We start from the raw sequence: 24,306 nt of genomic DNA on the forward strand, positions 1-24,306 counted from the left end.
GTAATCAATCTCAGAACGTTTGAACCCCAAAAAGCGGTGTTTTATTTTTTTCGCCCGCAATTTCCCTTACGAGTTTAGGGACAAGATATCCAGGTAAACTCGCTAAAACATCAGTATATATATGATCTATCTCTGAAGACCTTAAATCAAAATGTTGAGCGCCTTTTACTTTATCCAATACATGAAGATAATAAGGCATTACACGCGCGTCAAATAAACGCAAACTTAAATTATTCAAAATTTCTGCAGAATCATTCACACCTTTGAGTAAAACTGCTTGATTTAGCACTGTAATATGGTGTTCTGATAACTGTAATAACTTTGAACAAGTAAAGTCGTCAAGTTCAGCTGCGTGATTTGAGTGTATCACTACTACAATGCGTAGCCTACTGTTTTTTAATATAGAAATCAGCTCTTCATCGATTCGATTTGGAATAACGACGGGAACACGTGAATGAATTCTCAGAATCTTAATCTGAGGGAGAGATGCTAGACGTTCCAACCAAAGTGCTAATTTTCGATTTGATAAAGTTAGAGGATCTCCGCCACTCAAAATTACTTCATTAATTTTAGGATTTTGCTCAATATACTGTTTGATATTAATCCAATCATCATTTTTGGGTAGGTTTTCTTGATAGGGGAAATGGCGACGGAAACAATAACGACAATGAATCGCACATGCACCCGTTAAAGTCAGTAAAAAACGTGATTGATATTTATGTAGAACTCCAGCCATTTGATTAGCTGCTTCTTCACCAAGTGGGTCAGTAACAAATTCTGGATGGTCTTCAAGTTCTAAATGATGGGGTAAAACTTGTAGCAATAAGGGATCAAAAGGATCTCCAATGCTCATTTTTCCGACGAATGCGCGTGGAACACGTAATTTGAACTGTTCAGAGGCAAGGATTGCCCCTGATAATAACTGTTCAGTGGATAACTCAAGCAGATTTAACAACTCTAAAGGATCAGTAATTAGATCACTGAGTTGTGATTGCCAGTTTTTCTCTTGATGTAAATAGTTTATCATGCCATACGTTAAAATAGTGTTAGCCTAAAGGCTATTGGCCTAGTCTAGCATTAATAGATTTGAGTTTTAAGTTGGAGTGCGCCTTTCATGGCCTATTATTCTACAAATGATTTTAAAGCTGGCCTTAAGGTCATGCTGGATGGTAACCCATGTTCAATCATGGAAAATGAATATGTAAAACCAGGTAAGGGTCAGGCGTTTAACCGCGTAAAATTACGTAACCTTCGCTCTGGTAAAGTATTAGAAAAAACATTCAAATCAGGTGATTCTTTAGAAGCTGCTGATATCGTAGAAGTAGAAATGGAATACCTCTACAACGATGGCGAAATGTGGAACTTTATGGATCCAGTAACTTTTGAGCAAATCGCTGCTGATAAAACAGCAATGGGCGACGCTGCAAAATGGTTAAAAGATGATTCAAATGAAAAATGTACAATCATGTTATTTAATGGTGTACCTTTAACTGTAAGCCCACCAAACTTTGTTGTGCTCAAAATCGTTGAGACTGATCCAGGTGTACGTGGTGACACTTCTGGCGGCGGAGGTAAGCCAGCGAAACTTGAAACAGGTGCTGTGGTACGTGTTCCATTATTCGTTCAGCAAGAAGAAAGCGTTCGTGTAGATACTCGTACTGGTGACTACCTAGAGCGTGCGTAATCGTTAAACACAAAGTATACGATTATCGAAGGGATGATAAAGAATCATCCCTTTTTTTATGCCAAAGTATTAGATAAAACTATTTTAATAAACGATAAACTCACGAAGATATTTTCTAAAGAAAATATAGGAATGGAAATCCAAATCACCAAAAGTGAAATATTTGAGAGGTTTTGAATGGAGATAACACAAGCAAAAACATCGCTTTCCTCTAAGATTCTATGGAGTTTAGTTGCCATTATCGGGGCAATTTCTTTTGGGATATTGGCGGTGAGTCGCGGTGAGCATGTAAATGCAGTTTGGTTGGTTCTCGCTGCTGTCTGTGTATATAGCATTGCATATCGGTTCTACAGTTTATTTATCGCAAACAAGGTTTTTGAATTAAACCCAAGGCGATTAACCCCAGCTCATCGTTTAAACGATGGTTTGGATTATGTTCCTACCAATAAATACGTATTATTTGGGCATCATTTTGCGGCGATTGCTGGTGCTGGTCCTTTAGTGGGACCAATTCTAGCGGCTCAGATGGGTTATTTACCAGGAACAATTTGGTTGCTCGTCGGTGTTGTGATTGCAGGTGCAGTTCAAGATTTTCTTGTGCTGTTTATCTCCACACGTCGTGATGGTCGTTCACTGGGTGAAATGGCAAAGCAGGAATTGGGTACATTTGCTGGTGTTATCGTCATGCTAGGTACATTGGGCGTGATGGTGATTATTCTAGCAGTACTTGCATTGGTTGTGGTCAAAGCATTAGCTCATAGCCCTTGGGGTGTATTCAGTATTGCTGCAACGATTCCTATTGCATTGTTTATGGGAGTGTACATGCGTTATCTGCGTCCAGGTAAAATTGCAGAAGTCTCCATCATTGGTTTCGTCTTAATGATGGCCGCGATTGTGTTTGGTGGTGATGTCGCAAAAGATCCGTATTGGGGACAGTTATTTACCTTAAGTGGAACGCAATTGACATGGGCATTAATCATTTATGGTTTTATTGCATCAGTCTTACCTGTTTGGCTACTGTTAGCACCACGTGATTATTTATCAACATTTCTTAAAATTGGTGTAATTGCTGGCTTGGCGATCGGTATTGTCTTTGCAATGCCTGATTTGAAAATGCCTGCGGTAACGCATTTTATAGATGGTACAGGACCTGTTTTCGCAGGGACATTATTTCCATTTTTATTTATTACGATTGCTTGTGGTGCCATTTCTGGTTTCCATGCATTAGTTTCTTCTGGTACAACGCCTAAGCTTGTCGATAACGAAGTAAATATTCGTATGATCGGTTACGGTGGAATGTTGATGGAATCTTTTGTCGGCATTATGGCAATGATTTGTGCGACTGTGCTTGATCCAGGAATCTATTTTGCGATTAATGCTCCTGCAGCAGTGTTAGGTACAACGGTTGATACGGCTGCTGAAGCTGTTCGTAATTTAGGTTTCATCGTTACACCAGAAATGTTAACTGTACTCGCACAAGAAGTGGGTGAGAGCTCCATTTTATCTCGCACAGGTGGTGCTCCAACTTTTGCGATTGGTATGGCTCATATCATTTCTGAAATTTTCAATAGTCGTTCAATGATGGCTTTTTGGTATCACTTCGCGATCCTGTTTGAAGCATTATTTATTTTGACAGCGGTTGATGCAGGAACACGTGCTTGTCGTTTTATGGTGCAAGATACGGTCGGGATTGTTGTACCTGCGGTTAAACAATCTAGCTCTTTTTTTGGAAACTTAGTTGGAACTTTTGTTGCGGTTGCTGGCTGGGGCTTCTTCGTTTATCAAGGTGTCGTTGATCCTCTAGGTGGTATTAATTCGTTATGGCCACTCTTTGGTATTGGTAACCAAATTCTTGCATCAATGGCATTAATCTTGGGTACGGTAATTTTATTCAAGATGAAGAAAGAGAAATATGTATGGGTCACTATCGTCCCAACAGTTTTCTTATTTATTACTTCTATGACTGCAGGTTGGCAAAAAATCTTCCATGAGAATCCAAAGATTGGTTTCCTTGCTCAAGCGAACCGTTTTTCTGATGCGATTGCACGTGGGGAGCTACTCGCTCCGGCGAAAACAGTAGCAGAGATGCAAACAATTGTGATGTCCAATCAAATCAACGCAGTGTTGTGTGGATTCTTTATGATTGTTGCTATCGTAATGGTAATTGCATCTATTGGAGCAATTCGAAAAGCATTAGCAAGTTCAACACCTACAGTGAATGAGGCACCTGCTGTTTATTCAGATGTACCGATGGCTGCGAATAGCGTGAAGGGAGAGTAAGCATGGATTTCAAAATTGCGAAAGAAGGTGGTTCTGTAATCGTGAAGATTATTAAATTCACGATTATGTCGCAAAAACACCTGATTTTCTCACCAAGAAATTGGTCTCGTATCGCACTTCTGTGGCAAAACTTGCAAAAAAGTTTTCGTTTAATGGTTGGAGTACCAGATTACGAAAACTATCTCAGACATATGCAACAGCATCATCCAGATTTGACACCGATGGATGCGAAGACTTTTTATCGTCACTGTGTAGATGCGCGTTACCCATCATCAGGCGGGAATATGAAAAAATGTCCTTGCTAGAAGTCGTTTGATTTCTTTGAAAAAAAATCAAAACAGTGTATGTTGAGGCATACACTGTTTTATTTTGGGGATAGAATTATGTGGGGCATGGAAAAAGCTTCTGTTCAAGAAAAAAAAGTACAAAATCAGCAACTAGAACAAGATATTAAAAGCTTTAGCCATAAAATAGAAAGTTTCCTTATTCAAGTGAATGAGCTGATCTTAGATAAACCACAACAAACTAAACTTGCATTGACTTGTTTGTTGGCTGGCGGTCATGTGCTATTTGAAGATTTACCAGGCTTGGGTAAAACAACATTAGCCAGTGCTTTAGCTCGTTTGGCGGGACTGCATTTTCAACGAATCCAATTTACCAATGATATGCTGGCGAGTGATGTGATTGGCATCAATATTTTTAATCAAAAAGAACATATTTTTGAATTTAAAAAAGGACCTGTCTTTACTCAAATTTTACTTGCGGATGAAATTAATCGTTGTAGCCCTAAAACGCAAAGCGCGTTGCTCGAAGCAATGGAAGAAGGGGCTGTTACAGTTGATGGTATTCACTATGAATTACCTCAACCTTTTTGGGTACTGGCTACGCAAAACCCACTTTTTCAAAGTGGAACCTATGCTTTGCCTGAGTCTCAGCTAGATCGTTTTTTAATGCGTTTATCTTTGGGTTATCCATCTCGTCAAGCTGAAAAACTTTTACTTCAACAAAGTTCACGTCAGCTTCTTATTCATCAATTGGATTCTGTATTTAATCAAGCGGATATTTTGCATTTACGTGAACTCGCTAAACAAGTTTTTTTAAGTGATGCTGTACTTAACTATATTTTAGATTTAGCCGCTGAAACACGTAAGCAGCGTCATGGTTTATCAACACGTGGAGTATTGGCATTAAAAGCTGCATCCCAAGCTTATGCATTAGTAGAAGGACGAGCTTTTGTAACTACAGATGATGTGCAGATGGTGTTTATATCTGTAGTTTCACATCGTCTCAGTTTGGGTGAAAATGAAGTAAGAAAAATTTTAGAATCGGTAGAGGCATTCTAGTTGAGAGTGGGATATGCAAAAATTATTCAAGCATCCACTACAAAACTGGATTGCAAAACGATTCCAAATTGATGAAAAGAAACGACTTACACAAAAAGATATTTTGATCTTTTTATATAGGCAAGGTTTTTTATATCTTGTGTTAATTTTGATTACGTTTATTGCAGGCATTAACTACGCAAATAACTTAATTCTAGGTTTTTGTTTTTTAATTAGTGCAATTTTATGGATTAGTTTTTATCTTACTTTTAAGCAGTTACATCGGCTGGATATAGAGCTTGTCTTTCCTGAGATAGGGCAAGTGGATAACTCATTTACACTAAAAATAATGTTTAAACAAAAAAGTATTTTTACTCGATATCTCAGAATTATTAGTGAAGACAAAGAACATTTTTTCTGTTTTGAGCATACTCAACAAATTTTTGAGTTGCCATTTTACCCAAATGCTCGAGGACAATACGATTTTTCACCCATAAAAATTTATTCTACTTACCCATTCGGTTTAGTGCGTGCATGGACTTATTTATATCCTAAGTATAAGGTGTGGATTGCTCCCAAAGCTCACGATTGGCAAAAAGAACATAAAAGCCAACCTACCAATGCTCAAGACAGCTTAGATGAGTTTAAAGAGCTAAGAGCATTTCAACATGGTGATTCCTATCAAAATGTAGCTTGGAAACAGGTTGCAAGAGGACAAGGATTTTTTATTAAAATGTTCGAAACTCAAGCCAATCATCAATATTTAGAAATAGATTATCAACAAATACCTGCACAAGGGCATGAACAAAAACTGAGTTTTATGATGGGTTTAATTGAGCAATGCGAACTATTGGGAGATGACTATGCTGTGATATTGCCTCATGCACGATTAGAAAGTGGACAAGGTCAATCACAGTTAATCAAGGCTAAACTTTTGCTGGCGCAGGCTTGATGATGAATAAACAAATTTATTTCTGTATTTTAGTTGCGCTAGTCTTAATACTAATTGGACAAATCCCGTTTATTCCATTTACTTTGAGTGGTCTATGGGCTGTCGTATTGTTGGTTTTGGTTTGGGGATACTTAAAGAATCAAATCACAGCGTTTTCGAATTGGATTCTTGTTCCATTTACGATAGTTTCTATTGCCTTGATCTTTCTACAATACCGAAGCTTATTTGGTGTGGAAGCTGGAGTTGCATTTCTTTGTACCTGTTTAATTGCAAAGACAATGGAAGTTAAAAATACTCGAGATCTATTGGTTGTATTTAACTTCGCATTATTTGTCAGTGCTAGTCTGTTATTGCATAGTCAAGCATTCTGGATGGCGCTAATCGTATTTTCTGTATTTATCATGTGTATGGTTGGGTTATATCGCATTCAAACCGCACTTTTTCAGCAAAAAACAGCATCAAACCAGTTCAGACGTGATTTAAAGCAGATATTTAAATTTGTAGCAGTAGCGACCCCATTTTTTATTTTATTATTTATTTTCTTCCCGCGGTTACCCCCATTGTGGGCGATTCCAATTCAACAAGATCGTGCGACGACGGGGATTAGTGATCGTATGTCTCCAGGTGATATTGCGGAGCTGTCGCAATCATCAGCTCTAGCATTTCGTATTGTGGCAAATATGAATCAGTTGCCGAGTCGAAATGATTTATATTGGAGAGCATTGGTATTGGATATGTATGATGGTTCAACTTGGACCAGTCATTATTCAAATCAAAGTTTGAAGCGAGTGAATTACGCTACTCAAAAACAAGTTAAATACCAATATTTATCAGCTGATGAACAATCCAATTGGATCATGGGACTTGAATATTCAGTTCCTCAAGAACGATATTTACAGGTTTATCAGGATGATAGTATTCGCCCATCAAAATTGATAAAGCGAAATCAACCAATACAAATGTTGTGGTTAGGCAGAATATCTGCCCAATCAGAAGTTTTGAATCCAATACAAATAGAAATAAACACTCGGTATATTGAAGGATTAGATCCAAAAGCACAGAAACTCGCAGAAACATTATTTAATCAAAGCCAGCATCAACCGAACCAATATATCCGAAGTGTCTTAGCTTGGTATCGAAAAAATGGTTTTGTATACACATTAACTCCCGGAACTTTGGGTGGAAACCGCATAGACCAGTTTTTATTTTCAAGTCGTAAAGGGTTTTGTGAGCACTATGCATCTAGTTTTGTAATGTTAATGCGTTATGCAGGTATTCCTGCCCGTGTGATAACAGGTTATCAAGGGGGGCAACTAGGACCTGATAATCAGAGTTGGGAAGTAAGACAATTAGATGCACATGCATGGAGTGAAGTTTATATAAATGGTAAATGGCAAAGAATTGATCCAACAGCGATGATTGCGCCGCAAAGAATTGACACAGGCATGCAAAATTATTTAGCCCAAGACGAAACAGTCTGGGGTGATCAGCAATCAGAAGCTTGGCGTTTACAGCAGTTTAAAATGCTAAAAAACATGCGAATTTGGAGTGATTATTTAAGTTATCAATGGCAGAGTAAAGTCGTTGGATATGACGTAGAAAAGCAAAAAAATTGGTTATCACGTTTAGGATTAAATTCAAGTTATGCCTATGTGATTATTTTAATCGGAGGATTTGGATCAATTCTAATTTTGTATGCGGCTTATTATTGGTGGGTGCAAAGATCCAAACAAACGTCTTACGAGCGTGAAATACAAAAGTTTCAGAAAAAGTTGCCCATTCACTTGCGAAAAAGACATTCTGAGACATTTCAGATGTGGATTCATCGTTTATCTGAACAGGCTAATGGTCATCAATCATTTGAACAACTTATTGTGCTATATCAAAAAATTATTTTTAAGGAACAAAAGGATGAAAATAATCTCAAGCTCTTTAAGCGTTTGCTTAAAGACTGTGCGATTACACTAAAACAGGTTCAAAAAAACTTGTGAAGCTTATAAAAAATGAATATCATGCTTTTCATTCTAGGTGTATAGCTCAGTTGGTTAGAGCGCTACGTTGACATCGTAGAGGTCTCCAGTTCGAGTCTGGATATACCTACCAAAATTTTATACTTAATTATCAATTAGTTAAGTCGCTAAAATTAAGGTAATTTAAGAGTTTTTAATGCTAAATTGGTCAGCTTGATGGTTTAAAATCGTCAAAATCTGCGTCAAAAACACCTTATTATTTCCGTTTTAGCACCAAAACGCCCCCAAGTTTACACTTGGGTTTTGTGTTTGGTGCTGCTACGACACCAAGGTGGATTTATGCAAAAACCAGTGAAGCGCGGCAATGCTTGGCGTATTCAAGTACGCTATAAAAATCTTAGAGACAGTGTCACACGTGATACTGCACGAGAGTGTGAACAATGGGCTGCTATTCGTTTACTTGAAATGAAAGCTGAGTATGATCCTAAAAAAACTCAGATGCAAAAACCATATTTTTCATTCTTTGTCCTTTGTCAGAAATATTATGATGAAGTTGGATATAAGAAAAGAGGTAAATCCTTCATAAAGCAACAAATAAAAAGAGAAACATTTAAAAATTATTTTGGTGAACTTGCTGAAAAGTCAATTTATGAAATTAAACCTATTGACGTAAAAAAATGGCGAGATAAACGTTTAGAGAAAGTCGCACCTGGGACAGTACATCGACAAATGTGTTTATACACATCAGTTTTTAATTACGCCAAAAATGAACTTTTCTTGATTGAAGACAATCCATTCGCACAGGTCACTAAGCCAACTAAGCCTCCCGCCCGTAATCGACTAATAAGTCATAGTGAAATTGAAATCATACTTAAGGCGCTTAATTATAAACTTGGAACAAAGCCACAAACACCAAGACAGTATGTTGCATGGACTTTTCTTTTTGCGATTGAAACTGCTATGAGAAAAGGGGAGATTCTAGGGATTACGTGTAACAATATCTATGCTGACTACATACATTTGCCAATCACAAAAAATGGTGATGCTCGTGATGTTCCCTTATCTAAAGAAGCCCGTGATCTTCTAAACCTTATCCCTTACATGGATAGAGAAAAATTGATACCCCATAATTCCAATTCATTTAGATTAATTTGGCAAAGGGCAATTGGGAAAACAGAATTGAATAATGTAATTCACTTTCATGATACACGGCATGAAGCTATTACTCGATTTGTTAATAAACGCAAATTACCTGTGGAAATCTTGGCTAAAGTTACAGGACATAGGGATATTAAAACTCTGATTAATACTTACTATAATCCGACTGCTTCTGACATTGCTAAAATGATGAATGCATTTTAAAAAAAATAAGGGAGCAATTGCTCCCTTATTTTTTTCGATGTGCACCACGTCTGCTGGTGACATTAAGATTCTCTAAAATTGGTATGACTTCTGTCGGATCGTAAAGATGTTTGGTATCAGTACCCTTATTAAAGATTCGTAATTTTTCAATAAGTGTTTTCCGCGAGATACTGAATCTTTCTTGTAACCACGCTGCATCTACACGTTTGGGTAGTTGTTCTGTTTTAAGTTCAATGACTTTCCCGACTTTTGGAATAGTGTCGTTTAGAAAAACTTGTGGAGGTGCATCAGATTCAATAACTATGACATATTTGTTTAGAATTCCCATATTATTTCCAATTAGAAAATAGATTTAAAAATAGTTGCAGAGGGTCAGCAATACAACTAATCGGAAATTGACTTTAACAAATTAATTAAAAAAAAGATGAGATATGTTTAAAAAATAAAAAAAATACTTATTTTTTTATTATATCAGTAAATAATCTTTTGTTAGTTATAGATTATAACAACGTTAGCTACTTAGCTCATTTATTTTAAATGAGCTAACGTATACTACTTTTTCTTTTAATCTATGGATTTGTTATAAAAAGGATTTTTTGGGTCAGACAAAATAATATTTTTCTTAATATTAAAGCTCCTACCTTGCTCTGAAAATTTAAATTGTTCAATTTCAGACTTTGAAAACAATTCTTTTCTAAAATAATCTTTAGTTTGATAAAGCTCTATCATTTTAAGTGTATTCTCAAGATAATTCATTTCAATATTTTGTGATTTAAAAAATGATATAAGCACACTTCCAAGAAAAAATTTCTCATGATTCTCTTGCTTTCGATCTTTTATCTTCTTTTTTTCTTGTCTGTAAGGACTTTGAAGTGAATTTTTGATTTCATTATGTGCTTTTTGTTTTATTGAATTAGGAACTCTTCGATTGTAGTTTCTTAGCATTTTTAATGCGATTTTTCTTCTTTCATCAGTCTGAGAGAAAGGGTCTTCATATCCACTAAAATCAACAATGTCCTTTTCAATATCAGAGCGATCACTCTTTTTGATTGAGCAGATAGTGTCCATTACTTCTTCTAATCTATTTAATTCTAAAACTTTATGATATTTATTCCTCAAATTTTTAATGTCTTCTTCTGTAAATTGATTTGCAGTTTTTGATCGAATCAATTGTAGTATTGACTCATCTGAATGAGTACGTCTTGCTATTTGTTTTAAGTATGTTTCAACACTTAAAATAATTTCATCTACTGTTAATCTAGCTCTAGCCATTTTTAAAACCATCTTTATTTAAGAAAATGTTGGTATATCACAGAGTCTTAAAAAAAATCGTCATATGTTGAGTTTTTCAAAAAAAACTACTCTTCTGTTAGTTTTAACTGTTAATTTATGGCTGTTAATGGTGGGGCAGATAAAAAATCTTTTTTGCGAATGCAAAAAAGATTTTTTATATCTCGTTTCCGTGTCTTTTAAATTTCGCTTCGCTCTCTTTAAAAGACACTTCTCCTCGTGCTGCGCAGAACTTTTGGTTTTAAGTAATTGATTATTATATAATTTATGCGTTACTCATGTTTTAAATTTACTGTTTCTACATATAAAAAAAGCACAACTAAATTATTGTTTTTATAATAGAAATTGAAATTGTGGGCGTGGTATTGCTCATGCGTTTTAATTGAAAAATATTTTTTTTATTTTTCTTCACGAAACGAATCATGAATTTTTAAAATTTTGTAGGATCCGAAATTCCAGTTAAATTAGTATCGGAAGTAAAAATGTATTATTTTCATTTAAGTCACAACGTTAAAGGTGATGGTCAAATAAAATTGAGTGATGGTGATTCAAAGTATCGACTCTCAAAAAGTGCATATCACTATATTACGCGTACTTTATATTTTTCAAAGCACAAAAGTGACATTGAAGAACTTGAATATAGTGCATCTTATAATATGCCTATTTGGACTGAAAATCATCCTGAAAAGTTTTGGTATGCAGCTGATCAATATGAAAGAAAAGGAGGGAGGACATCATGCCATATTACAGTTGCTTTACCCAAAGAGCTGGATAAAAATCGCCGTATAGAATTATCCGAAAGATTAATGCATGAGTTTTGTGGTCAATATAAAATGCCATCAACAATCGCAATTCATAATCATGTGGCTGCGCTCGATGGACAGTCAAAACAGCCACATTTACATTTATTATTTTCAGAAAAAAGTATGTTGGATAATATTGAACGTTCCCCAGAGCAGTTCTTTAAGCAATATCGTCAAAAAAATCCTGAAAAAGGAGGTGCATTAAAAATCACGGCTGATGTGCTTGGATTTGGTCGTAATATATTATTTCACTACCGAACACAAACTGAAAAAATAATAAATGAATTTTTAGAAAAATATGCACCCACAAAAATTATAGAAATTCATGGTATTGAAATCGAAGTGAGCAGTGCAGTATCGTGCTTATCTAATAAAGATTATAATAAAAAACATGGAACCCATTTAAAAGATGTCCCACAAATACCGAGGTCGTTACTATATAGTGCTGATCAAGAAGATCAAGACAAGGTAGCAGAATATAGAAAGAACATTCGGGAAATTCGTCAAAATAATCTGTATGAACTTTATAAAAATGACTATGAGCTAGCGCTGGCTAAAAAACGTGAACAGGAAAATCAGAATAGCCCCCAACTTGATCAATCTAAAAACTTTAATTTTGACTTCTAATATATCCTCATTAATAAACCAAAGATGATGACTGCTCACAAGCAAGCTCAATGGAATATATTATTCCTTCTTCAGTCTTTATTTAATCAGTTGATCTGTCTATATATTTTCTATGGACGGATCAACTGAATTGGTCTTAGCGCAATTTGACCTATTTCTTTAAATAATTTTCCATTTGTAGCTGTTCAAGCGTGTGCCATTGATAACGCTCATGCCCTGCAAAATTTTGTTTGATATATACAATATGTTGAAGAATTCGCTTCTGATACTTTAACAGTTGTTGAATGCGCTGATCATCATAATCAATATCTACCCGTTGTTGCCTCAGTGCTTGATAAAAGCAGCGGTAGTCCATATCCATATTATTTAATATTTCCTTGGATGCCGCAGTGTGGAGTGGTTGGCTTAATCCTTTTACTGAATAAGATTCACGCGTGACAAAGTCGGGGCGTATACGGGATTCCTTTGCCACATTTAATGTTGGTGCAAATGTATTTGATCTAACCTTGATGTTTTGAAATGCCTGTTGAATCGAATTGATTAGTGCACTCGGTTGAACAGTATGTGCTGGTGCTGACTTTTGTAATCTTGGTGCAGCGACTGGAGCAGAAATGGGTGATTTCACTTTAGCCTGATGATCTGGTTGACTGTCGACTTTGATGATTTGTTTGAGTTTCTTATAGTTAATCGTATAGAAATTGGTTTGCAGCCATTTATTCTGTGCCAACTTTTCAATCATTAAAATTCCAGCCTGTTTTAATTTGGCCACAATTCTTTTAATCGTTGAGATGCTATATACACCGAGCGTGGTTTGCCACTGTTCATAACTATGGAACCAATACTTTTTTCCATTAAAGGTTTTTCCTTCGTTATTTTCTAAAAAGTAATGCAGCTTCTGTAAAAAATTGGCGGCAGCCACGCCAAACGCTTTTGCAAGCGTTGGCGAAGCAATCAGAGGATAGTCTCCAGAAATTAGGAGGTGATTATTCTTATTGGTCTTGGACATGATTCGCCCCACGTAGAACACGTTGTGCACGTTCAATCATCTTGTGACGTTGATGTGTACGAAATGCCCAGAGCGACGATAAATTGTTATTTTGATTGAGCTTTGCAACTTTAAGAATTTGTTCATCATTCATTTCATGCATACATTCACGAATGATTTGATTTGCTTGTTCAAGTTCTTTGAGTAAGGAGTTTGCGGTGTCAACAGCAATATAAAGATTTGCTAAAGTTTGACGTTGAGGATTTGAAATAGTTTTGCCAAGTTCAACAATCAGTTGTGAGACTTGTTTTTGGGGTGTGCAAGAGTTTGCACCATGAAGAATTGCGTTCATAGCAGTTGTCCTAGATAAGTTTTAACACCTACCGCCATCACTTGTCACAATGATGGTGGCAGCTAAACAGGGGTGACAATACTGAATCTAGGATCAGCCAACCTTACGGTTGCCCTGCAAGCTGCCATAACGACTGCTAAACAGTAGGCAAGAAAATAGCCGCGAGTGCGACATTAATTTGCACCTAGATTGTATCAGGTTTTCACGCCCGTACACAGATTTTGCTGTGTGATTCTAGATTAACTGGGTATCGCTTAAGCTGTCAACGCGGGCATTGGATCTTTTTACATATCTTAACATTAATTAATTAATTGATTCTGCTGGAGATATTTCTAATTTCTGACGGCTGGGAATATTGTTTTGAACAGTGCTTGCGGACGGCTGTATAGACTAATATTTAATTTTTAGCTCTCAATGATTCTGTAAAAAATAAGAAATCATCAAATCTAAGGTGATTCTCTAAAAGAATGAAATGAATAAATTATCGATTGTTCAGGGCTTCAACAACTGTTAAGACTTTCTCTAAGCCTTTTCTAGTTTGAATTTGCTGAATCGGGACACCATCGGTTGCGGTATTGAATGCATTCATAAAATAATCAATCCATTCAGAATCATCGCCCGTGAGTGCTGATAAACTTTGATAAAGTCGTATCAGCAATAATCCAGCTTCACTATGTGCAGATGTGGGTTCTAATACAGCTGAGAATTCAATTTGGTTCATCGACGCGAGATCGAGACCCATCACAGCAGCCAGTTGAGTATTACTAAGACCGAGTAAATTCGCAGTTTTAAATACGGCTTCTGCTAAAAACGTTGCTGTACTAACAGAGTTCATTCAATCCGCCCGCTTAGCTTTGCTGATTATTTATTCTATCTTATTTACAGCATATAACTGAAGAAGAGGGAACTTCAGTTTGCTCGCTTTAAATCAGCCTTTGCAAATTTCAATCTTCTCATTAACAGCTCATTAGGCATTGATTCATCTCAATGCTTCGAATGAAAAAGCTGAGCCGCGCCTGATTTAATTCTTTATTTTATTGTTTTATTTTAATAGAGAACAACAGTCCATTTTAACCTCATCCATCAAAGTAAAATGAGCCGATCGATCGGACGAATTTGACCTTATGGGAAAAATCAAAGACTTAATGCGATTATATGAGGCGAATCTAATTGTCTAGATTTTAGCGCTTTGTAAAATTGACTAAAGCGCAGGATAAAATTAATATGGGCTCGCTGGCCTACATTGCCAGTCGGTTTTGACAGACCGTTGATCCAGCACAGAGAATAGCCTGCCTATTTTTTGTGGACCTTCTCGTCCCCCTTTTTATCTTTATGGTAGGACAGAAGGGGGACACCTTCGGGTGTGCTGGTTCCTTGGATCCCAGTCTGTCAACCCTCTTTTGTTCTGCCACCATTATTTGACAGTGATATGGCAGAACTTCTTAAGATTCAAGGAGCTTCTCATGCTGTACCAATTTTTTCTAATTTGCGACTCACCCCATGTTCAACCTTGTTGTGCTTTGCAACGAGGGCGATACGGCTAATTTTTATTATTCGTCTGTATTCAAACAACATTTTTACAAGAACAATCCAACGGTGGATGGCTAAGTCACGCCTATAAAATAAACCTTTTTATATCTGCTGGTGATTGTGCATTGCATTGAACATGCGGGAAACAACCATGACTGAATTAAGCAAACCCAAAATCATACCCATTGAACACCGTCCACAAAAATCCAAGCTCTTTATAAAATGTGTGGTCTTACCCATCGTGATCTTTCTCATCGTTGCCAAAATCTTCTCTTTTGGTGCTTTCGGTTACATCTTCTTTGGCTTTGACCTGTTCTGGTTTGTGATCCTTTACTACCTTTATGAATATGGAAATACCTACTTTGACGGGATGACTGAACAACTGAAGCGTCAAGGAGAAACTTTTAACTACCAAAACCGTGGTGTTTGGATTAATAGCCAAGATAAAACCATTATTCTGTTTGATCAGCCAGATCAACGCCTCGTCAAATATCCCTTTGATTACATCACTTCCGTTGGACACTACAACTTAGTCGAAGATAACTTTAGAACCACGACCACTGTGATCAGCAATCCAATGATGGGAACACATGTCAATCAACAAGTTCATCGCACACCAATGAAACGAGAGTTTCAAGTCAATATTGGCACACGAGATCCATTCAAACCGAATTACAGCCTAAAAGTCCTATTTCCATGGCGTAGTCCACAAATGGCCAGTGAAATCCGTCAGCTACTATCAGCGGATCAGTATCAATAACTGATGTTAAACGATTAAAAATAAATAAGTATTTTACACGAGCACTTCTTGCGGGCAGCCAAAGCCCGTAGGAGATGCGAGGATGATTAAAATGAAATTTAGATTTAAATCACTATTGATCAGCAGTATGACCTTGTTGATCATGCAGACTGTGACGGCTCAACCCCTGTCTACATCTAAGCCATTCACCTTAGAGCAGGGCTTAACTTGTCTGGATTGGGCCAAGAAAGAACAATCCTTGAGTAACCACTTAGCCTTGATGGGCAACGAAATGAAATGGCCATCTGGAATCACCTCATTACAGCAACAATTTCAACAGCAGTACCGCAAACAAAAGAGCAGCGTCATCAATGATCCTGATGATGAAAATTTCTGTGAAGATTGTCCCGAAACAGAAGTTTATTTACCCAACAGCAAAAGCAATCCCATCAAAAGGATTGAAACCTTAGTACACGTCAGTGTTGCAGGGGCAAGAACTGCGATCTATCGTGCTGATGACATTAATAGCACCAAACAAAAGATCGAGGATGGATTAAAGATTCAATTTAGTCACTATAGCGGACAACAATTGAAAAGCTTTAAACAGCAGTGGGATAAAGCTTCGATGCATGATGATCAAAACAGAAGCAAGACCCACAAAGTCTTCCAACAATATCCACATTTAAAGGTCTTTGATGGAGAGGTTTTCCACAATCAAAAGGTCTATATCCCTAAACAAATTTATATCTATAGCCAGCCCTATAAAAGAGATGTATCTGATCCAAATGACATGATTGCTTTTATTAGCCTTTATGACAATCCAATAAATCCATCACAACACATCTTACAGTGTGGCTTTATTGACAATGTGTTTTAACAACTAAATTAAGAGTCTATTCAAATGAAAAAATTAATATTTGCAGGATTATGTTTAAGTCTTTCAAACTTGGCTCTTGCAGGCGTAAAAGAAAGTTTAGTTGGTAAACGACTAGTCTTAGATTTACCCGATGTAGAATGTGCAGGCCTGTCCTTTTCCAAGAATGGAAAAGATGCCGCAATGTATGCAGAAATAGGGCAATGCCAAGATCCATTACCATTAAGAGTAAAATGGTTAGATGACAAGACTTTCATTCTGATTGAGAAAGTACGAACCAATGATATTTCTCCACCACGTACTTATTTATACCGAGTAAAAAGTTACCAGAAAAATGGTGTTGAATTGACGGATATCTCGACAGGCTGGGGAGATCATAAAGATACGACCATCAGTTATTATTTTAAATAAAGAGAAGGGTTGGCAGCTTAGAGAATTCGTTAAAAACAATGGATCAACGATAAATTAAAGGTTTAAAACAATGAACTACTACGCAGAGGACCCCTTCTAGGTAATGTGACCTAGGAGGCAATATGAAAAAGCTGAAATTTCAGTACCTACAACCTAAAAATACTCATCCTAATGACGGTATACGAGAACGATACCCTCATCTGAGAAATGTGTATCATAAAAAGTTCAGCACACGTCAAGAGCGTAGTTTTTATTTTCTTCATTTGATTGAATATAAGAACTATCCTTTAAAACTTCGTGTTGCACGAGGTACGGGCTTGCCTGATGAAAGGGATGATCTGCCAGCTTATGTCTATAAAGTTGCAAAGAGCTGAAAGCATAACTCTAGAAGAAGAAAGCAACAGTACAGAAAGCAAAGACAAAATAAATCTAAAATTATTTGATATCAACATTATATGGTTAAAGTACCTACTCAATGTATTGATTATGTGATACTGCACGAACTTTGTCATTTAGCTGAACATAATCATTGTGAGCGATTTTATCAGCTTATGAGCCAAGTGATGCCAGATTCGAAATCAAGAAAGCAACTGTTAGATAACATGGCAGCTAGGCTATTTAGCTAATTTGTATTGAATGCCTAGTAAATGTGAATTTTTCTTTAATTGTCATTATAGATAAAACAACTCAAACTTAATTTAGAGTAACTTGAGTATAAATTCATCAGCTAAATCTACTTACTTTGTGCTTGAAAATAAGAATAGAAAATAATAATGTAAGTCCTTGATGATATTGATATATAAAAGAAATGGAATTACTTGATAATTACTATAATGAACTCTGTGACCTCATCTATAATATCACTTTAGAGAAACATGGCTGGTTCAATTTTTCAAAGAGGCTTTTAGATATCTTAGATGTATCGTATGTACATATTCAAGCCATAGATTTCACTTATAATGTTCTATCTTATAGTAATGGAGTGGGCATTTTTCCATTAGAGAATTATGCAGCTGCGGAATTAGATTATTTACGATATCCCATAGAAGCAGATCCTCGATGGGGCAAGTTTTTAGATCCAAATCGAAAAGGGTGGTATCAATGTCATACACATGTTACAGACGAATTCGTTCAAAAGTCTGATCTATATCAAAAAATCTTATTACCGATTGATTTAAGATATGTTGCTACCCATGAATTCCTTTGGGATGAAAAGTTATGCGTATTTTGGAGTATTAGTACTTCTGAACAACGTAAGCCTCTAAATTCTGAAGAGTTGGCATTCTTAGATCGTCTTATGCCGCATTTGAAACGTATCATGTTAGTTAAACGCGAGTTATTTGAGTTTTCTGTAGAAAATATTGTTGGATATAATTTAATCGATAAGCTTAGCCAACCAATCATTTTGTTGAATTTGTCTGGTCAAATAGTCCATTACAATGAGGCCGCTGATCAACTGCTAAAAGACAATCATCATATACAATCTAAAGATAATAAATTAATTCTACATAGAGATGATCAAGTTAAATTATCAGATCATTTATATAAAATTGAAGAAATGTTCCGTTATAACCAACAACAGTTAAACTCTTGTAAAGATACTCTATTTTCAATATCAAATTCGGATTTAAAATTCACATCGAGTCTGTTGGTTTCTGAAAAGGAAATGTCATTTTTTGGTATTCGTCCGCTCGTGATGCTTGGTTTTGAGAAAAATGCAGGCAAATTAACGAAAGATAAGAGATCAGCTCACTATCAGTTACTAAATGAAGATATAAAGGAAAAATATAAGTTAACAAAACGAGAATTAGAGCTATGTTATTTGTTTGTGAATGGAAAAAATTTAAAACAAATAGAACAACAAATGGGACTAACACGTAGTTCAATACGTACTTATTTGAAAAATATCTTTATCAAAATGCAATGTAGATCACAAGCAGAATTAATGCATTGTTTAATTGCTTATAGCATCGCATCCTAGTCAGAAGAAATTATCTCATAAAGCAGAAAATTATAAAAAGTATCCTCAAATGAGGACATGCCTATTTTATGTGACTTCATTAGCATAATAGTTAAAATTAATAGCTAATGGAAATAGTATGAAAAATTCTGTTCTTTACACAGCTGTGGTAAGTGCATTTCTAATGGTGGGGTGCAATGATAATGATACTCAATCCAAAGACACAACCAACAATCCTGATCCTTCTCCAACACAAAATCATATTTCTGGCACAGTAGCAGCAGGTGCACCATTAATTGGTCAAGTTACTATCATTGATGCTAAAAATGAAGTTAAGACTGTTGAGATAAGTGAAAGGGGTGAATACATTGTAGATGTAAATGGTATGCAAGCTCCATTTATACTTAAAGCAGAAGGATATGCTTCGGGTGTATTACAGACCTTTTGTTCTATTGCATTACATAGCGATATTAATGGAACGATAAATATCACACCTTACACTGACCTGATTGTAGCGAACGCGGCTGGTTTTAAATCTGATAATTGTGAATATAAAGAGTATGTTAAACAATCAGGGATTGATGGACAGCTTTCAGCAGCAAATAATGTACTTGCGAATCGTTTACAAGCAGTACTTGAGCAAATAAATTTACCAATTGATATTGATTTTGCTCGTGCTCAATTTGTAGCTGATCATACTGGTATGGATGAATTACTTGATGCAATTCAGGTAATTATTGACTCAGAGACACAAACAGCAGTCATCAAGGATGTTATTAATAACAATAAAGTATTCGATGATATTTCTAATCCAACAGATAACACCCCTTTACCTATACCATTGCGCCAAATTAAAGAGGTTGGTACTGCTCTAAAAAGTATTTCCGCCCGATTAGCACTATTCTCATCCCATTTTGAGAATAGTTTGCCTCAGACTGGACAGATTAAAAGTTATTTTGCTGCCGATGATCAATTCCTTCAGGCCGGACAAAGTTTGGATGAATTTTTTGATGATATTTTAAGTAACCCAGAAAATAAGGGACTTAAATTGCAGGCACCACGTCTAGTGAGTGCAAATGATGATAATGAGCTTACTGTACGAGTCCAAATTGCAAATAATAATGTTGTTTATGGCTATGAAGATTTTGTTTTCGTTAAAGAAGGTACATTTTGGCAAAACAAAGGAAATCAACGTTATATTGATCAAGTACTGGAATCTGTTAATACAAGAACACTGACAGCTAAAAAATATCACATCTCTACAGATAAAAATGGAAATCCAAAAGAAGTTTTTACACGACAATTAGAAATCGGTGTAAGTGATGCACCTTCAGAAGTTAAATCCATTGAGGTAACACATCCAGCTTTGAACCGTCCAATTACTTTAAGACCAGTTGGTGGATATATAGGCTGGGGAATTACTAAAGATGATGGCAGTGTAGAAGTTACAAGTTGGTTAAGTGAATGTAATCAACAAGCAGAAGGATCACCATGCATTAATTTTGGATTAGTCAAACCTGATAGTGAATTTACTTTTACTCCACGTGGAGAAAATGGCATCACCACTTTACTTGATGAGCAAGGTCGAAATATTTTAAAGCCTTATACCATGAATTTAATGGCAATTCCTGTATCGAATAGCACAGCAGGAAGTAATAAAAATAACTGGTTCGCTTCAGTAACTAGTATATCGCCAAGTGATCCTAAACAGCTAAGTAATGGAACACGAGTTACTGTCAATTTCGTACGTCCAGCTGCAAAAGGGTATATTTTTGATTATATCAGTGCTGGTGTCAGTAGCCGTGGTTCAGATGATATTCGTCCTAAAAGTGGAAATACCGTTTCATTTTCATGGGCTGGAGGTTCAGTAAATAGACCAGATGGTGGAAAAGATGCTGCATTTTTCAATTTCTGGAGTAGGGGGGCTAATAACCGTACATTTGTGACGATGACCTTTTTAAATGAAGATTAAGTAAAAAGATTTATTACTTAAACATTAGATACTCTCTAACCATAAATCTGAGAGTATCAATTCTTTTCTCAGATCCTATAATTTTATTGAATTATACCTTAGCCTATTTTTGCAAAGGGAAGAAAAATGAAACGTCAAATTTTATTTTTAGTATTACTACTTAGTTTCACATCATTGGGTTATATTGCACAAAGGTTTGAAAGACAAAGCTACCCTAATTGAGCTAAATTCAAGTGACAACTTGGGAATGAGGGAGACCTAATTCTGTGAATTTATTCAAAACTGCTACACGTGCATGAATCTCATTCACCTGACTAGGAAAACTCCTTGCTGTTAATTTATCGCTTAATAATTTGATGCAATGCATTTTGGTTTCCACTAAACTTCGACGATGATAACCAGACCATTTTTTTCAAAGTGACCTAACTAGCCGTTTGACTGTCTTTAATAATTTATTCCTCTCTAAAGATATCAATTTCTTATCTTCCCAAAGCTTTGCATTCTTCCTAGGTGGAATGACTGCATGTGCATCTTGATCTAAAATGACTTGTCGGCAGTGCTTTGTGTCATAAGCACCATCTATATAGACTAAATCAATTCGTTCATCCAACGGAATTTGTTTAAGCAAATCACCAAGCATCTGTGAATCACTCACATTGTTTGTTGTGAGCTGAACTGCTCGTATTTGAAGGGTCTTAGCATCTATACCAATATGAAGTTTGCGCCATTGGAGACGATATTCAGGCTGATGTTTCTTACGCTTCCATTCGCCTTTACCTAAAAATTTTAACCCTGTAGAGTCGACGAGTAGGTGTAACCCATCACGACTTTTCTGATAGCTTATCGTAATATCAATATTCTTTTGTCGTCTACAGAGGGTGGAGTAATCTGGTGCTGTCCAATTCAAATTACAGAGTTTAATGAGACTTTGAACAAAGCCAGTGACCATACGTAAAGAAAGACGGAATAGAGATTTGATCATTAAACAGCATTGAATCGCTGTATCGGAATAAGTTTGATTTCATCCGTGTTTGCCTTGTGGCTGTGCATACCATTGGGTCTTAGGATCAAACCAGATTGAAATATTTCCTCGCTTGATTAAAGCTTGGTTATAAGAGGACCAATTGGTGGTACGGTAGATTTTAGGGGCAGACTTCTTCATCTGGAAATTATATTACTGAAGAAGCCTTCAAGAATAGCTTTGTGCAATAAAGCCAAGCGACTATAAAGTTGATTATGATTTGGTAGCAAATAAGGTATCCGTAAATTTTTTATAATGTTGAGCAGCTATCTTTGGACATTCAAGCATTGGCATATGTCCAATATTTGGTAATTTAACGAAATGAGCATGTGGAATAAGTTCAATAAAATGATCTAACATATCAACATCAAGTAATTTGTCTTCCTCGCCCCAAATTACAAGTGTGGGCATTTTAAAAGCATCTTTACTTTTTTCAATGCAATTAAATTCACTTATTTCTTGCATTACTTGTAAAGATAATCTAAATAATCGTTCTCGTCGATCAGCTAATTGCTTTGCAAGCATTAATCTAACAGAGTATGGCATCCATTGCTGCTTTGAGGTAGCTAATGACAATAAGTTATTGAAGTCTGAAACTGACTTAATAATAAATGGATTTTTACCTCCATGAAAAGCAGCTTCTAGTTCACTATGTGTTCTGGGTTTTAACCCCGCTGAATTTAAAAGTCCTAAACTAGCTATTCTATTAGCCCACTTATGAGCCATACAAATACTTATAAAACCTCCCATTGAGTTTCCTAGTAAATTGACTTGGTCTATACCTAGATAGTCCAATAAGTCTATCATGCGTTGAGCCTGTCTCTCCACACTATAATCAGCATCTAATAAATAACCCGTCTGACCATGAGCAGGTAAATCTGGAATGATAACGTGATAGTCTTTTGCGAGGTAACGAGCGAATCGAACCCAATGAGATTTATCAGCACTTAGTCCATGAATTAAGAGTATTGAACCCTTAGATTTCATTTTTTTTTTATTACTTAACCAATGTAGTTTAAAACCGTCAATTTGATGATGGTGAAGTTTAAATCCATATAGTCGACTTTCATTGTATAGGGTGTTGCGATACAAAAACTTACCAGCAAATACTTGTAATGGCTCGAATTTACCTGTTGAATGCCAAGGATCTGACACTCCCCATTGTCTACGTAGTTCTTCAACATCTATGAAGGGATGATTCAAAACAGAATTTAATTCGTTTTTATCCATGGTTTTATTATCCCAATTTATTATTGCTAAATTAATTCATAGTCTTGTGTTTAGTTGCATAATCAAATAACACTATAAAATACAACACATGGGAAAGACGGTTTTGAATTAATTCAACAAAATACGTGCTTAAAAAAATCCTGTCCCAAATTATTAAAGTGATTAAGTAAAGGCAATGACAATTTGACTCACATGAGTGGCTAATATGATCATTATTTAATTTGGTCTGGTCACTAGCAAAATCTAAGGATTCTATTAATTGAAAAATGGCATCTTTTGATGCCTTTTTATCAAAAATTCAATAATTAAATTAAGAGTCTAGAGTATCGATTGCTAGATTTAATCATGGTGTGAATAAATCCGTTCATCAATTATGAAAATACATTAGATTTTAAAATTGATTCAAACTCAGAGAAAATCTCAGTGTGATTTTTCTCTAAATAATTTTTTATATTATTGTTTCCTAACAACTTTTTTAAATAACCCGTTGCTAGAACTGAGTTCAAAGTATCCTGTGCATAGTTCTGTTCTAGAAGTTTTATGTGAAGGTGCATATTTGCAGAATCGATTTCAATCTTTCTGATAGCCTCAAAAGAGTTACTAGTTTTTTTTGATATTTTTTTTGAATCAACCAGCATATTTGGTGGAGTTGTCATTAATAAAGCTTTCGCATAGGGAACTGTTAAGTTGTTTAATGTTGTCATAAGTTCTGCACATTCTATTTGTCTTACGGACTTCATTTTTTTTAGCAAAGAAAAGACATTTGGAGATAATTCACGATCTTTTAACAATTCAATAACTTCAGGACAAATTCCATTTTGAAGATTGATTTTTGATCTAATTGATTTGATATCTATATTTAATGCTGATGCAAGGCGCTCTTCGTCCACACCTTGGTCAATTGCTTGTCGTATCATGAAATGTTCTTGAATGGTAGCCAAG

At 35.8% G+C, this 24,306-nt stretch carries 23 protein-coding genes, 1 tRNA gene and 1 pseudogene; 16 read left to right on the plus strand and 9 right to left on the minus strand.

The genetic code is table 11. From position 1 onward, the window contains the following. Window positions 1-10 precede the first annotated feature (10 nt). On the minus strand, window positions 11-1,027 hold the full coding sequence (epmB, locus tag H2677_RS05910) for an EF-P beta-lysylation protein EpmB (RefSeq protein WP_212639354.1): 1,017 nt from the start codon (window positions 1,025-1,027) through the stop codon (window positions 11-13). Window positions 1,028-1,114: 87 nt separating this feature from the next. Here epmB and efp point away from each other — a divergent pair, with 87 nt between their 5' ends. The 8 genes from efp to H2677_RS05950 all read left to right on the plus strand — a co-directional run bounded on the left by efp (window position 1,115) and on the right by H2677_RS05950 (window position 9,570). Further along, window positions 1,115-1,684, plus strand: coding sequence for an elongation factor P (gene efp, locus H2677_RS05915; RefSeq protein WP_004913097.1), 570 nt, complete (start codon window positions 1,115-1,117; stop codon window positions 1,682-1,684). Window positions 1,685-1,861: 177 nt separating this feature from the next. Beyond that, a complete protein-coding gene (locus H2677_RS05920; protein WP_212639355.1) occupies window positions 1,862-3,964 on the plus strand; it encodes a carbon starvation CstA family protein in 2,103 nt (700 codons plus the stop codon). Between the two features lie 2 nt (window positions 3,965-3,966). Then, window positions 3,967-4,269, plus strand: coding sequence for a YbdD/YjiX family protein (locus H2677_RS05925; protein ID WP_126132172.1), 303 nt, complete (start codon window positions 3,967-3,969; stop codon window positions 4,267-4,269). Window positions 4,270-4,347: 78 nt separating this feature from the next. Then, the gene (locus tag H2677_RS05930; protein ID WP_212639356.1) at window positions 4,348-5,307 is read left to right on the plus strand and encodes an AAA family ATPase; all 960 of its coding nucleotides are present in this window, start codon (window positions 4,348-4,350) and stop codon (window positions 5,305-5,307) included. A gap of 13 nt (window positions 5,308-5,320) precedes the next feature. Continuing rightward, complete coding sequence (locus H2677_RS05935; protein WP_099948426.1) at window positions 5,321-6,238, plus strand: DUF58 domain-containing protein; 918 nt, start codon at window positions 5,321-5,323, stop codon at window positions 6,236-6,238. Window positions 6,239-6,240: 2 nt separating this feature from the next. Further along, window positions 6,241-8,229 carry a transglutaminase family protein gene (locus tag H2677_RS05940; protein ID WP_212639582.1) on the plus strand — a complete coding sequence of 663 codons (1,989 nt, stop codon included), beginning with the start codon at window positions 6,241-6,243 and terminating at the stop codon, window positions 8,227-8,229. A 35-nt stretch (window positions 8,230-8,264) separates the two neighbouring features. After that, a tRNA-Val gene (locus H2677_RS05945) sits at window positions 8,265-8,341 on the plus strand. Window positions 8,342-8,547: 206 nt separating this feature from the next. Further along, entirely contained in the window at window positions 8,548-9,570 is a 1,023-nt protein-coding gene (locus tag H2677_RS05950; RefSeq protein WP_212639357.1) for a tyrosine-type recombinase/integrase, read from the plus strand. A gap of 25 nt (window positions 9,571-9,595) precedes the next feature. On the opposite strand, the gene H2677_RS05955 is transcribed toward H2677_RS05950, so the two are convergent. Both H2677_RS05955 and H2677_RS05960 read right to left on the minus strand, forming a co-directional pair. Continuing rightward, complete coding sequence (locus tag H2677_RS05955) at window positions 9,596-9,898, minus strand: hypothetical protein (RefSeq protein ID WP_023012316.1); 303 nt, start codon at window positions 9,896-9,898, stop codon at window positions 9,596-9,598. Between the two features lie 236 nt (window positions 9,899-10,134). Next, window positions 10,135-10,842, minus strand: coding sequence for a hypothetical protein (locus H2677_RS05960; protein WP_212639358.1), 708 nt, complete (start codon window positions 10,840-10,842; stop codon window positions 10,135-10,137). Window positions 10,843-11,342: 500 nt separating this feature from the next. Here H2677_RS05960 and H2677_RS05965 point away from each other — a divergent pair, with 500 nt between their 5' ends. Next, entirely contained in the window at window positions 11,343-12,290 is a 948-nt protein-coding gene (locus H2677_RS05965; protein WP_212639359.1) for a MobA/MobL family protein, read from the plus strand. A gap of 151 nt (window positions 12,291-12,441) precedes the next feature. Here the strand turns inward: H2677_RS05965 and H2677_RS05970 are convergent, their stop codons facing one another. The 3 genes from H2677_RS05970 to H2677_RS05980 all read right to left on the minus strand — a co-directional run bounded on the left by H2677_RS05970 (window position 12,442) and on the right by H2677_RS05980 (window position 14,462). Continuing rightward, on the minus strand, window positions 12,442-13,296 hold the full coding sequence (locus tag H2677_RS05970) for a hypothetical protein (RefSeq protein ID WP_212639360.1): 855 nt from the start codon (window positions 13,294-13,296) through the stop codon (window positions 12,442-12,444). After that, window positions 13,280-13,627, minus strand: a complete 348-nt coding sequence (locus H2677_RS05975) for a hypothetical protein (protein WP_212639361.1) — start codon at window positions 13,625-13,627, stop codon at window positions 13,280-13,282. Before H2677_RS05975 ends, H2677_RS05970 begins: the two co-directional genes overlap by 17 nt. A gap of 481 nt (window positions 13,628-14,108) precedes the next feature. After that, the gene (locus H2677_RS05980) at window positions 14,109-14,462 is read right to left on the minus strand and encodes an antitoxin Xre/MbcA/ParS toxin-binding domain-containing protein (protein WP_126132390.1); all 354 of its coding nucleotides are present in this window, start codon (window positions 14,460-14,462) and stop codon (window positions 14,109-14,111) included. Window positions 14,463-15,308: 846 nt separating this feature from the next. Between H2677_RS05980 and H2677_RS05985 the strand changes: the two genes are divergently transcribed. The 7 genes from H2677_RS05985 (at window position 15,309) to H2677_RS06015 (ending at window position 21,113) form a co-directional block, all read left to right on the plus strand. Then, on the plus strand, window positions 15,309-15,917 hold the full coding sequence (locus H2677_RS05985) for a sortase family protein (RefSeq protein WP_004912918.1): 609 nt from the start codon (window positions 15,309-15,311) through the stop codon (window positions 15,915-15,917). A gap of 91 nt (window positions 15,918-16,008) precedes the next feature. Next, window positions 16,009-16,773: a hypothetical protein gene (locus H2677_RS05990; protein WP_212639362.1), complete on the plus strand. Its 765-nt coding sequence runs from the start codon at window positions 16,009-16,011 to the stop codon at window positions 16,771-16,773. Window positions 16,774-16,797: 24 nt separating this feature from the next. Further along, entirely contained in the window at window positions 16,798-17,181 is a 384-nt protein-coding gene (locus H2677_RS05995; RefSeq protein WP_212639363.1) for a hypothetical protein, read from the plus strand. A 122-nt stretch (window positions 17,182-17,303) separates the two neighbouring features. Beyond that, window positions 17,304-17,555 carry a hypothetical protein gene (locus H2677_RS06000; RefSeq protein ID WP_212639364.1) on the plus strand — a complete coding sequence of 84 codons (252 nt, stop codon included), beginning with the start codon at window positions 17,304-17,306 and terminating at the stop codon, window positions 17,553-17,555. A gap of 81 nt (window positions 17,556-17,636) precedes the next feature. Next, window positions 17,637-17,807: a M48 metallopeptidase family protein gene (locus tag H2677_RS06005; RefSeq protein ID WP_212639365.1), complete on the plus strand. Its 171-nt coding sequence runs from the start codon at window positions 17,637-17,639 to the stop codon at window positions 17,805-17,807. A 182-nt stretch (window positions 17,808-17,989) separates the two neighbouring features. Next, a complete protein-coding gene (locus H2677_RS06010; RefSeq protein WP_212639366.1) occupies window positions 17,990-19,162 on the plus strand; it encodes a helix-turn-helix transcriptional regulator in 1,173 nt (390 codons plus the stop codon). A 118-nt stretch (window positions 19,163-19,280) separates the two neighbouring features. Continuing rightward, complete coding sequence (locus H2677_RS06015; protein ID WP_212639367.1) at window positions 19,281-21,113, plus strand: hypothetical protein; 1,833 nt, start codon at window positions 19,281-19,283, stop codon at window positions 21,111-21,113. A gap of 229 nt (window positions 21,114-21,342) precedes the next feature. On the opposite strand, the pseudogene H2677_RS06020 reads toward H2677_RS06015, so the two are convergent. From H2677_RS06020 to H2677_RS06030, 3 genes and pseudogenes are all read right to left on the minus strand, one after another. Further along, window positions 21,343-22,275: pseudogene (locus tag H2677_RS06020) on the minus strand (IS5 family transposase). Window positions 22,276-22,347: 72 nt separating this feature from the next. After that, a complete protein-coding gene (locus H2677_RS06025; protein ID WP_212639368.1) occupies window positions 22,348-23,364 on the minus strand; it encodes an alpha/beta fold hydrolase in 1,017 nt (338 codons plus the stop codon). A gap of 371 nt (window positions 23,365-23,735) precedes the next feature. After that, complete coding sequence (locus tag H2677_RS06030) at window positions 23,736-24,305, minus strand: plasmid partitioning protein RepB C-terminal domain-containing protein (RefSeq protein ID WP_235702180.1); 570 nt, start codon at window positions 24,303-24,305, stop codon at window positions 23,736-23,738. Window position 24,306 lies beyond the last annotated feature (1 nt).

This window comes from Acinetobacter junii (genome assembly GCF_018336855.1).
Classification (GTDB): domain Bacteria; phylum Pseudomonadota; class Gammaproteobacteria; order Pseudomonadales; family Moraxellaceae; genus Acinetobacter; species Acinetobacter junii.

What these genes read in the sequence shown, in the direction of transcription:
- epmB (WP_212639354.1), bottom strand. Translation starts at nt 1,027, where the DNA reads ATGATAAACTATTTACATCAAGAGAAAAACTGGCAATCACAACTCAGT.
- efp (WP_004913097.1), top strand. Translation starts at nt 1,115, where the DNA reads ATGGCCTATTATTCTACAAATGATTTTAAAGCTGGCCTTAAGGTCATG.
- H2677_RS05920 (WP_212639355.1), top strand. Translation starts at nt 1,862, where the DNA reads ATGGAGATAACACAAGCAAAAACATCGCTTTCCTCTAAGATTCTATGG.
- H2677_RS05925 (WP_126132172.1), top strand. Translation starts at nt 3,967, where the DNA reads ATGGATTTCAAAATTGCGAAAGAAGGTGGTTCTGTAATCGTGAAGATT.
- H2677_RS05930 (WP_212639356.1), top strand. Translation starts at nt 4,348, where the DNA reads ATGTGGGGCATGGAAAAAGCTTCTGTTCAAGAAAAAAAAGTACAAAAT.
- H2677_RS05935 (WP_099948426.1), top strand. Translation starts at nt 5,321, where the DNA reads ATGCAAAAATTATTCAAGCATCCACTACAAAACTGGATTGCAAAACGA.
- H2677_RS05940 (WP_212639582.1), top strand. Translation starts at nt 6,241, where the DNA reads ATGAATAAACAAATTTATTTCTGTATTTTAGTTGCGCTAGTCTTAATA.
- H2677_RS05950 (WP_212639357.1), top strand. Translation starts at nt 8,548, where the DNA reads ATGCAAAAACCAGTGAAGCGCGGCAATGCTTGGCGTATTCAAGTACGC.
- H2677_RS05955 (WP_023012316.1), bottom strand. Translation starts at nt 9,898, where the DNA reads ATGGGAATTCTAAACAAATATGTCATAGTTATTGAATCTGATGCACCT.
- H2677_RS05960 (WP_212639358.1), bottom strand. Translation starts at nt 10,842, where the DNA reads ATGGCTAGAGCTAGATTAACAGTAGATGAAATTATTTTAAGTGTTGAA.
- H2677_RS05965 (WP_212639359.1), top strand. Translation starts at nt 11,343, where the DNA reads ATGTATTATTTTCATTTAAGTCACAACGTTAAAGGTGATGGTCAAATA.
- H2677_RS05970 (WP_212639360.1), bottom strand. Translation starts at nt 13,296, where the DNA reads ATGTCCAAGACCAATAAGAATAATCACCTCCTAATTTCTGGAGACTAT.
- H2677_RS05975 (WP_212639361.1), bottom strand. Translation starts at nt 13,627, where the DNA reads ATGAACGCAATTCTTCATGGTGCAAACTCTTGCACACCCCAAAAACAA.
- H2677_RS05980 (WP_126132390.1), bottom strand. Translation starts at nt 14,462, where the DNA reads ATGAACTCTGTTAGTACAGCAACGTTTTTAGCAGAAGCCGTATTTAAA.
- H2677_RS05985 (WP_004912918.1), top strand. Translation starts at nt 15,309, where the DNA reads ATGACTGAATTAAGCAAACCCAAAATCATACCCATTGAACACCGTCCA.
- H2677_RS05990 (WP_212639362.1), top strand. Translation starts at nt 16,009, where the DNA reads ATGAAATTTAGATTTAAATCACTATTGATCAGCAGTATGACCTTGTTG.
- H2677_RS05995 (WP_212639363.1), top strand. Translation starts at nt 16,798, where the DNA reads ATGAAAAAATTAATATTTGCAGGATTATGTTTAAGTCTTTCAAACTTG.
- H2677_RS06000 (WP_212639364.1), top strand. Translation starts at nt 17,304, where the DNA reads ATGAAAAAGCTGAAATTTCAGTACCTACAACCTAAAAATACTCATCCT.
- H2677_RS06005 (WP_212639365.1), top strand. Translation starts at nt 17,637, where the DNA reads ATGGTTAAAGTACCTACTCAATGTATTGATTATGTGATACTGCACGAA.
- H2677_RS06010 (WP_212639366.1), top strand. Translation starts at nt 17,990, where the DNA reads ATGGAATTACTTGATAATTACTATAATGAACTCTGTGACCTCATCTAT.
- H2677_RS06015 (WP_212639367.1), top strand. Translation starts at nt 19,281, where the DNA reads ATGAAAAATTCTGTTCTTTACACAGCTGTGGTAAGTGCATTTCTAATG.
- H2677_RS06025 (WP_212639368.1), bottom strand. Translation starts at nt 23,364, where the DNA reads ATGGATAAAAACGAATTAAATTCTGTTTTGAATCATCCCTTCATAGAT.